The sequence below is a fragment of the Mesorhizobium sp. M7A.F.Ca.CA.002.15.2.1 genome (genome assembly GCF_003998715.1).
In the GTDB taxonomy this organism is placed as follows: domain Bacteria; phylum Pseudomonadota; class Alphaproteobacteria; order Rhizobiales; family Rhizobiaceae; genus Mesorhizobium; species Mesorhizobium ciceri.
This window is the reverse complement of record NZ_RZPI01000205.1, coordinates 1-8,190: the sequence shown is the minus strand read 5'-3', so window position 1 is coordinate 8,190 and position 8,190 is coordinate 1. Positions and strand designations below refer to the sequence as shown.

The window sequence follows — 8,190 nt, the reverse complement described above, 5'->3', positions numbered from 1 at the left end:
CGGCTGAGGCGGTCATTCGATTTGCGGCAATGCTTGCGGCGGCGATGACAATCGTCGCCGTGCCCGCGTCGGCGCAGACCAACGATCCCAATCCCGACCAGACGAAAATCGACTGCCGCGACGGGACCAATGCGGCAGGCGCCGACTGCGCCAAGGATGGCAGCGACACAGAGGGCGGATCGGATGCGGCGCAATCCGGCGCGGTGTTCCTGCCGGCCCTGATCGTCGACCTGTTTCCCAACCCGGCGGCGCCCCCGACCCCTGTGCCGACGCCACGGCCCGAACCGGCGACGCCGCCGGCCGACACTCAAGCCGGCCCCCCGCCCGGTGGCCCGATCGTCTCGCCGACCGATCTCATTGCCGTTCAGCCGCGGCGCGCGGTGGTTGGCGATTTCGTGCCCGACGAGGTGCTGGTGACCGTCGACGGCGATGCCGGCGCTGTCCAGCAGATCGCCGCCTCCTTCGGCCTGCAGGTGCGCTCGCAGCGCCAGTCGCGGCTGCTTGGCACCACACTGGTGCGCTTCGGCATTCCCGACGGCCGGCCCGTCGGCGTCGTGCTGGCGCAACTGGCCGCCGACGGCCGCACCCAGCGGCGCGAGCCCAATCACGTCTATTCGCTGCAGCAGGCCGCCGGCATCGTCAACTATGCGTTCGACCGCATTGCACTCGATTCCAAGCAGGCCAACGGAGAAAACGTCCGCATCGCGGTGATCGACACCGGCATCGACGACACCAACCCGGCGCTCTCGGGCGTCATTGCCGGGCAGTTCGACGCCATGCCCGACGTGCCAATCGAAAAGCGCGATCACGGCACGTCGATCGACGGGCTGATCGCCGGCGTCGGCGCGCTGGAAGGCATGGCACCGGGCGCAAAAATCTATCACGCCCGCGCCTTCGAGGACGGCAAGTCGACCATGGACGTCATCCTGTCGGCGCTCGACTGGGCGGCGGAACAGGACGTGCGCATCATCAATATGAGCTTTGTCGGGCCGAAGAACGATTTGCTCGGCGTCGCCTGCCGCAATGCCCGCGCGCTCGGCATGGTGCTGGTCGCCGCAGCCGGTAACAACGGGCCGAAGGCGCCCTATGGCTATCCGGCCGCCTTCGATGGTGTCGTCGCGGTGACCGCCACCGATGCCAAGGACGGGCTGATGCCGCAGGCCAATCGCGGCGCCTATGTCTTCATCTCGGCACCCGGCGTCGAGATGGTGGCGCCGAGCGGCGCCGGCTCGGATGTGGTCACAGGCACCTCGTTTGCCGCGGCGATCGTGAGCGGCGCCATCGCCAATCTCATCCATGCCGCGCCCGATCGCTCGGCCGACGACATCGAAAAGGCGCTCGCGGCAACGGCCAGGGATCTCGGCCCCAAGGGACGCGACAATGATTTCGGCTACGGCCTGCTGGACATCAAGGCGGCGGCGGCAAAGGACTAGTCTGCGACAGTCCAAGCCGCGGCTTGCGGAGGACGCACCAGAAAATAGAACGCGACGATGTGCGTGATCATCAGCAGCGGCACGTAGATGATCGGGATCGCGTAGGTGGCGCCCAGTTCGCCCGCACGCTGGGGGAGGCCGACCTGGATGGCGTGGTAATAGTCCACGATGAGGTCGACCGTCCCGACCAGATTGAAGGCGACGACGAGCGCCCAGAAGAGCTGAGGTATCCTCACCGTGAGCAGCGCCAGCATGGCCAGCACTCCTGTTGCAAGGTCGCCGTAGGCAGCAAACACGGCAAAGCCGGCAGGCAAATCGGGGCTGACGACACCCGGAACGAGGAAGACCAGCCCGAAGAAGCGGAAGCTGTGCAGAGCGGCAACAGCGCGCTGCGCCGCGACCCGGTCCATCGACCTGAGCCACGGCAAACCGTATGTAGCGAAGCAAAGCAGCCACGCGACATAGCCCAGAACAAGATGGATTTGGAATAGGACTTCGGTGGACATCTGGCCTCCTCTCGACAATTGGTTCATGCGGCCTCGAACACTGCGGTCAGGATACCGAGCCGACCTTGCATAAGATTTCGTCCGAGGTTGGCCGCAAGCTCAGCGAAGTCCGGTCCCATCACCACGCCGAGATTGGGCGAAGGCGGCGGCCCCGACGCGCGCAACTGTGCGAACCACGCCTTGGCGGCGTCGGTGTCGTCTTGCCATGCCAGCATGCGGAAGCTGGCCGGTTCGATCGCCTCGCGCGTCGCACCGGCTGTTAGGAGAAAGCTCGTCGCCGGCGTTCTCGCCCAGGGAAGCGGATAGTGCGGCTCGCCTCCAGACAGCACGACGTCGTATGTGGCAAACCTGCCGCCTGGCTTCAGCACGCGCCGAATCTCGCTGTAGAGCAGCGTCCGGTCAGAGATGTTCATCGCCACGTGCTGCAACAGCACCGCGTCGAAACGGCCATCGTCGAATGGGAGCTCCAATGCGCTGGCGGTCTGGAACGACAGCTGCCCGCTCTGTCCCGTGCGCTCGGTCAGATAGCGCGCGGCATCCACGAAAGGCTCGCTGAGATCCACGCCAGTAACCCGGCAGCCATAGGTCGCAGCCAGAAAGCGCGCCGGCCCACCGACGCCCGAGCCGACGTCCAGTATCGACATGTCGGCAGCGATCCCCGCCAATTGGGCAAGCTCGGCGGTGGCAGCTAGCCCACGGGTGTGAAACTGGTCGAGAACGCCCAATTGTTGGGGCGTGAGGAGCTGGTCCTCCGGGCCGAGGGCAGCCAACACCGTCTTCAGCCGCTCGGTCAGGCCCGTCGCGCGATAATGGTCGCGTACCCCTTCAAGTTCATCGGTCATCGCATGATGTCTCCTAGGTTCAGCTCATACCTAGGCCCACTTCCATAATTCGACTACCCGGCGTAATAACAACAACCTATGAAGCAGAACTACACAGTCCGACATGGTGCGCTGGAGGGCATCGAGGCGTTCCTGGCTGTCGCCAGGCACCGCAACTTCCGCCGCGCCGCAGCGCAACTCGGCGTGACACCGTCCGCCGTGAGCCAGGCGGTGCGCGCGCTGGAGGCACGCATGGGTGCGGCGCTGTTCGTCCGCACGACACGGAGCGTCGGCTTGACCGAGCCTGGCCAGCGGTTCCTCGATCGTGCCGGCCCTGCTTTCGAAGAACTCGTCGCGGCCGGCGAGGCCGTGCGTGACATCGGCCAACGGCCGACCGGTCTGCTGCGCCTGTCCGTGCCCCGCGCTGTCGTGCCGTTGATCCTGGAGCCGATGATCGCGTCGTTCTGCCGGGCTTACCCCGAGATCGAGCTGGAGATCGCCGCGAGCGACGAGATGGTCGATCTCGCGGCCGGCGGGTTCGATGCCGGCATCCGTCTCGGCCAGTTCATTGCGGTCGACATGGTCGCGGTGCGGCTAACCCCATCGTTTTCGTTCGTGGTCGTCGGCAGCCCTGACTATCTCAAACGCCACGGCCGCCCCGAACGCGTCGACGATCTGCGCAACCACGCCTGCCTGCGCTTGCGCCGTTCGAATGGCGCCATAGCGCCCTGGGCTTTCGTCGACGGCAACGAGACGATCGAGGCGATGCTCTCAGGCCCGCTGATAGCGCACGATTATCCGACATTGCTCGGGGCCGCGATGCGGGGCGTCGGGCTGGCGCAGACGCCTCGACCAATCGCTGAAGCTCCGATAGCCGAAGGTAAACTGGAACCGATGCTGGACGGCATCGCCGCCACGACGCCGGGCGTCTTCCTGTATCATCCCGGCAAGCGCCAAGTCCTGCCGAAGCTGCGCGCCTTCATCGACCACCTCAAATCCGCGGCGTGAGATGTCGGAATCCGGCCCCCTTGCGGTGGTCTCGCTACTGCCGGCGTCGGGCGAGATTGATGCGGCGTGAGTGTCGCGTCTCAACTCGATCCCGCAGAGCACATGGCTTTGATCTCCAGCTACGCCGGCGCACCGGCGACTGACCCTCTCACCACCAGGTCGACCGGCCAGACCTCGCCTCGCGCGCCCTCCTCCAGTCCTGAAATCCGTGCCGCCAGCCGCTCGGCGACACGGGCGCCGGCGAGACGGATCGATGAACGCGTCGTCGACAGCGGCACCGAGAAATTCTCCGGCCTCAGCCAGGGGAAGACATCGTCATGGGCGATCAGCGAGACGTCGCCCGGGATGCTCAAGCCGAGGTCGCGCACCGCACGCACGACGCCCAGCGCCATGATCAGGCTGGAGCAGGCGATCGCCGTCGGCGCGTCGTCCCCTTCCAGCAAACGCCTGGTGGCGCGGTAGCCGTTCTCCTCGGTCATATCGACCGAGCAGACATGGCGTTCGATCAATGTCAGTCCGCTCGCGGCGAGTGCCCGGCGCACGCCGCGTTCGCGATGGATGGCGAAGGTCTCGCGGCCGTCACCGTTGATCAGCGCCAGCCGCCGATGACCGAGCTGGATCAGCAGCCTGGCCGCTTCGTGGAAGGCGCCCTCATTGTCGATGTCGGTGAAGGCGTAGTCGAAATCGAAGCCCTCACTGCGGCCATGGACGATGAAGGGAATGCCGAGCGTGTTGACCAGCGCCACGCGCCGGTCAGCGGGCCTTGGAGAGGAGATATAAACAGCGTCGACCTGCCGGTTGGCGACGATGCGCCGGTAGGTCGTCTCCTGGTCGTCGGCGTCGGCCGGCGACAGCACAAGGTCGAGCTCGTGCGAGCGGGCATAGTCGCCAAGGCCGGACAGGAACTCGACGAAATGCGGATCGATGTCGACGGACGCACCGGTCGGCAGGACATAGCCGATCATGCCGGTCTTGCCGGTCGCCAGCCGGCGCGCGCTCGGGTTGGGCCGATAGCCATGGCGCTTGGCGGCATCCATGACACGCCTGCGCGTCTCCTCGTTGACCTCGGGATAGCCGTTCAGCGCGCGGCTTACCGTGGTTTGCGAAAGTGCCAGCATGTGGGCGAGCTGCTTGAGGTTCACGAAAGTCTCCATTCCCTCAAAGCGCTTTTAAATTGAATCGACCCAAGTGCCACCGGGGCCGAGCCATACGAAGCCCAACCATAGACGCGGTTTGGGCATGTTTGAAACAAAAATTGCTGCTGCACTGCCATAATAGCATGCTGCGACGCACTTTTAGGGCGAAAATGCGCGAACCTAAATCGATTGATTCGCCAGCCTCTTGACTTCCCCGCGATTCAATGGCGTGATCGAAAAAGCCAAAGCGCTTTGGAAGACTCTTCGAAAGGTTGCGGTTCCTTTCCGACTGAGTCACAGTCCTGCGGCGTCGGCGGGCGGAATGGAGGTTCCGTCCGGTGTGTGAGACCCACTGGGAGGAATACCGATGAAGAAAATGCTTTTGCTGGGTGCTGCGTTTGCCACGTTCGCCCTGAACGCGCCCGCGCAGGCCGAACTGAAGTTCAAGCCCGGCGAAGACAAGCGCTTCAACTGGGCGAACTACGAAGAGCTCAAGAAAGTCGACCTCAAGGGTGAAACGCTGTCGATCTTCGGACCGTGGCGCGGCGAGGACGAAGGCCTGGTGCGCGGCGTCCTCGACTATTTCTCGGAAGCCACCGGCGTCGAGATCAAATACTCCTCCTCGGAGAATTACGAGCAGCAGATCGTCATCGACACGCAGGCCGGCAGCCCGCCGAACATCGCCGTGCTGCCGCAGCCGGGCCTCATCCAGGACCTGGCGTCGAAGGGCCTTTTGACGCCGCTCGGTGACGACACCGCCAAATGGGTCAAGGACAATTACGGCGCCGGCCAGTCATGGGTCGATCTCGGCACCTTCAAGGACAAGGACGGCAAGCCGGGCTTCTTCGCCTTCCCTTACAAGGCCGACGTGAAGTCGCTGGTCTGGTACTCGCCGGACAATTTCGAGGAAGCCGGCTACAAGGTGCCGAAGACCCAGGAAGAACTCGCCGATCTCGAAAAGAAGATCATCGCCGATGGCGGCAAGCCGTGGTGCATCGGCCTCGGCTCCGGCGGTGCCACCGGCTGGCCGGCAACCGACTGGGTCGAAGACCTGATGCTGCGCACCCAGCCTCCGGAGGTCTACGACAAATGGGTGAAGAACGAGATCCCGTTCAACGATCCGGCGGTGGTCAACGCCATCGACATTTTCGGCAAGATCGCGACCGACGACAAGATGGTCGACGGCGGCGCCAAGGCGGTTGCGGCGACCGACTTCCGCGACAGCCCGAAGGGCCTCTTTTCGGTGCCGCCGAAATGCTACCTGCACCACCAGGCATCGTTCATTCCGACCTTCTTCCCGGAAGGCACCAAGGTCGGCCAGGACGCGGACTTCTTCTACTTCCCGCCCTATGCCGCCAAGCCTGAACTGGGCACGCCCGTGCTCGGCGCCGGTACGCTGGCGATGATCACCAAGGACAGCAAGAGTGCGCGCGCGTTCATCGAATTCCTGAAGATGCCGCTCGCCCACGAGATCTGGATGGCCGAGGGCGGCTTCGTGACGCCGCTCAAGTCGGTCAACAAGGATGCCTATGCCAGCGACGCGCTGAAGAAACAGGGCGAAATCCTCGCCAATGCCTCGACTTTCCGCTTCGACGGTTCCGACCTGATGCCGGGCAAGATCGGCGCCGGCGCCTTCTGGACCGGCATGATCGACCTGGTCGGCGGCAAGTCGGCACAGGACGTCGCCACCGACATCCAGAAGAGCTGGGACGCCATCAAGTAGACGGCTGGCACGTAGACGACCAACCATTCTCGCACTGGATTCGGACCGTACCGGCCCGGATCCGACGGCGGCCCGTGCCGCAGCCTTTCGTCATGAGCGCATTGACATGAAGCGCGATCGGCAATGTGCGCAAGCCGCCGATGACGCGCTCCAAACAACTGAATCGGCGCCTGGTCCCCGTCACCAAGGTCATTCCTTGTCGGGTCATGCGCAGGGGGAGAGGGACCCATGGCGGCTCAGATTTTCTCGGCCATATTCGTCATCATCGTCGGCGTCGGCGGTTGCGTCGCCTATTTCTGGGGCGCCAACAAACTGGTCGACCTGATATTCCCGTCACGCGGCGTCGCCGGTGCCGCGGCCATCGACAATCTACGCCGGCAAGGGTTGGTCCGCCCATGGCTGTTCGTCGGCCCGGCGATGATCATCCTCACCATTTACCTGATCTATCCGGTGGTCGAGACGCTGCGGCTGTCGTTCCTCGATCGCGGCGGCATCAGTTTCGTCGGCCTGGCGAACTATGAATGGGCGTTCGGCGACCGCGAGTTCCGCAACTCGATCCTCAACAACATCATCTGGCTGGCGGTGGTGCCGGCCGCCTGCACCTTCCTCGGGCTGATCATCGCCGTGCTTACGGACAAGATCTGGTGGGGCACGATCGCCAAGAGCCTGATCTTCCTGCCGCTGGCGATCTCCTTCGTCGGCGCCAGCGTGATCTGGAAATTCATCTACGAGTATCGGGGCGAGGGCCAGACGCAGATCGGCATCCTCAACGCCATCATCCAGCATTTCGGCGGCCAGCCGCAGGTCTGGATATCGCTGCCGTTCTGGAACAATTTCTTCCTGATGATCATCCTGATCTGGATCCAGACCGGCTTTGCCATGGTCATCCTGTCTTCCGCCCTGCGCGGCATCCCCGAGGAAACGCTGGAAGCCGCCGTCATCGACGGCGCCAATCCGTTCCAGATCTTCTGGAAGATCATGGTGCCGCAGATCTGGGGCACCATCGCCGTGGTCTGGACCACGATCACCATTCTGGTGCTCAAAGTATTCGACATCGTGCTGACCATGACCAACGGCCAGTGGAACAGCCAGGTGCTGGCCAATCTGATGTTCGACTGGATGTTCCGCGGCGGCGGCGATTTCGGCCGCGGCGCCACCATCGCCATCATCATCATGATTGCGGTCATTCCGATCATGGTCTGGAACATCCGACAGGCGAACAAAGAGACGGGAGGACATTGAGATGGCCGTCGCGACCGGAAATTCCTTCGCCAGCCGCTTCGGCGTCCACATCGCCGTGCTCATCTTCGTCGCGATCTGGACCATACCGACCCTTGGCATCCTGGTTTCGTCGCTGCGCGACAAGAACCAGATCATCGCCTCGGGCTGGTGGAACTCGTTCGCCAGTTCCACACAGACGGAAGCCGGCCGGCTGCCGCCCGCCTCGGCGCAAGTCGAGAAGGACGGCAAGTTCGTGCTCGAGGGCAATATCTTCGGCGACGGCACCAAGCGCGACATCAGCGCCTTCGGAATCAAATCGGCGGCACCGACGCAGTATCCCGC

At 64.0% G+C, this 8,190-nt stretch carries 7 protein-coding genes and 1 pseudogene; 5 read left to right on the top strand and 3 right to left on the bottom strand.

Annotated features, from left to right (window positions below):
- Positions 1 to 1,433: S8 family serine peptidase (locus ENZ74_RS13885; RefSeq protein ID WP_245470949.1), on the top strand; the 1,433-nt coding region annotated here is incomplete at its 5' end.
- On the opposite strand, the gene ENZ74_RS13880 is transcribed toward ENZ74_RS13885, so the two are convergent.
- Both ENZ74_RS13880 and ENZ74_RS13875 read right to left on the bottom strand, forming a co-directional pair.
- Positions 1,430 to 1,939, bottom strand: coding sequence for a hypothetical protein (locus ENZ74_RS13880; RefSeq protein ID WP_013528257.1), 510 nt, complete (start codon positions 1,937 to 1,939; stop codon positions 1,430 to 1,432). The genes ENZ74_RS13885 and ENZ74_RS13880 overlap by 4 nt on opposite strands.
- A 23-nt stretch (positions 1,940 to 1,962) precedes the next feature.
- Entirely contained in the window at positions 1,963 to 2,781 is an 819-nt protein-coding gene (locus ENZ74_RS13875) for a class I SAM-dependent methyltransferase (RefSeq protein ID WP_063169816.1), read from the bottom strand.
- Between the two features lie 78 nt (positions 2,782 to 2,859).
- On the opposite strand from ENZ74_RS13875, the gene ENZ74_RS13870 reads away from it, so the two are divergent.
- Positions 2,860 to 3,768 (top strand): LysR family transcriptional regulator, encoded by a 909-nt coding sequence (locus ENZ74_RS13870; RefSeq protein WP_063169815.1) that lies wholly within the window; start codon positions 2,860 to 2,862, stop codon positions 3,766 to 3,768.
- A gap of 119 nt (positions 3,769 to 3,887) precedes the next feature.
- Here ENZ74_RS13870 and ENZ74_RS13865 read toward each other — a convergent pair whose 3' ends face one another.
- Positions 3,888 to 4,910, bottom strand: a complete 1,023-nt coding sequence (locus ENZ74_RS13865; protein WP_013528260.1) for a substrate-binding domain-containing protein — start codon at positions 4,908 to 4,910, stop codon at positions 3,888 to 3,890.
- A 361-nt stretch (positions 4,911 to 5,271) separates the two neighbouring features.
- On the opposite strand from ENZ74_RS13865, the gene ENZ74_RS13860 reads away from it, so the two are divergent.
- The 3 genes and pseudogenes from ENZ74_RS13860 to ENZ74_RS13850 all read left to right on the top strand — a co-directional run.
- Entirely contained in the window at positions 5,272 to 6,627 is a 1,356-nt protein-coding gene (locus ENZ74_RS13860; RefSeq protein WP_013528261.1) for an ABC transporter substrate-binding protein, read from the top strand.
- A 228-nt stretch (positions 6,628 to 6,855) separates the two neighbouring features.
- On the top strand, positions 6,856 to 7,869 hold the full coding sequence (locus ENZ74_RS13855; RefSeq protein ID WP_063169814.1) for a sugar ABC transporter permease: 1,014 nt from the start codon (positions 6,856 to 6,858) through the stop codon (positions 7,867 to 7,869).
- Position 7,870: 1 nt separating this feature from the next.
- Positions 7,871 to 8,190 (top strand): annotated as a pseudogene (locus ENZ74_RS13850) (carbohydrate ABC transporter permease); the annotation flags it as partial.

What these genes read in the sequence shown, in the direction of transcription:
- ENZ74_RS13880 (WP_013528257.1), bottom strand. Translation starts at nt 1,939, where the DNA reads ATGTCCACCGAAGTCCTATTCCAAATCCATCTTGTTCTGGGCTATGTC.
- ENZ74_RS13875 (WP_063169816.1), bottom strand. Translation starts at nt 2,781, where the DNA reads ATGACCGATGAACTTGAAGGGGTACGCGACCATTATCGCGCGACGGGC.
- ENZ74_RS13870 (WP_063169815.1), top strand. Translation starts at nt 2,860, where the DNA reads ATGAAGCAGAACTACACAGTCCGACATGGTGCGCTGGAGGGCATCGAG.
- ENZ74_RS13860 (WP_013528261.1), top strand. Translation starts at nt 5,272, where the DNA reads ATGAAGAAAATGCTTTTGCTGGGTGCTGCGTTTGCCACGTTCGCCCTG.
- ENZ74_RS13855 (WP_063169814.1), top strand. Translation starts at nt 6,856, where the DNA reads ATGGCGGCTCAGATTTTCTCGGCCATATTCGTCATCATCGTCGGCGTC.